The sequence below is a fragment of the Galbibacter kalidii genome (assembly GCF_026241135.1).
Classification (GTDB): domain Bacteria; phylum Bacteroidota; class Bacteroidia; order Flavobacteriales; family Flavobacteriaceae; genus Galbibacter.
In genome coordinates, this window is the sequence record NZ_JAPFGA010000074.1 from 1 (window position 1) to 773 (window position 773).

A 773-nucleotide genomic window follows, 5' to 3' on the forward strand; every position below is an offset into this window, starting at 1 on the left:
GATAGGCAGTCAACTGAAGTGAATCCAATACACGGATCAATTCATCAAAATTACGTCCGGTTGATGCCGGATAAGTAATCATCAGTTTAATGGTCTTGTCGGGCGCAATCACATATACCGAGCGCACGGTAAGTGTGTCGTCGGCATTAGGGTGGATCATATCATACAGATTTGCGGTCTTGCGATCTTCATCAGCAATGATAGGGAAATTTACACTGGTGTTTTGTGTTTCATTGATATCGATGATCCATCCCTTGTGTGATTCAATACCGTCAACGCTAAGCGCCATGACTTTGGCGTTGCGTTTTAAGAATTGATCTTTGTATTTGGCTACAGTGCCCAATTCTGTTGTACAAACCGGGGTGTAGTCAGCCGGGTGTGAGAATAGAATTCCCCATCCGTCTCCCAGGAAATCATAAAAATCGATTTCCCCTTCTGATGTTTGTGCCGTAAAGTTCGGCGCTTTGTCTCCTAATCGTAGTGTTGCCATTTTTGTTCTGGTTTTATTTATCAATTTGTCACTCTATAAAAGTCATTGTTGTACGGTAAAACCAGAATGATAAGTGTAAAACTATCTCATTTCAGTTATTTCTATAATCCTAATAGAGAGTAATATAACAATAGTTAACTTATCTTATTTCCCCATGTACTAACCCCATAGGTTCCTCTGTTAAGTGGACATTAACATATAAAGGATCACTATTTAATTTATCAATTTCAGCATCATCTAACTGTAGACTCTTCGAGATGTTTATTTGATTATTATCAGAAAC

Annotated in this window: 1 protein-coding gene; it reads right to left on the reverse strand. The window is 38.6% G+C overall.

What is annotated here, in order from left to right; all coding sequences use genetic code 11:
- Positions 1-490 (reverse strand): peroxiredoxin (locus OOZ15_RS19920; RefSeq protein ID WP_265958186.1); only part of this gene is annotated, 490 nt, incomplete at its 3' end.
- Positions 491-773: the final 283 nt, after the last annotated feature.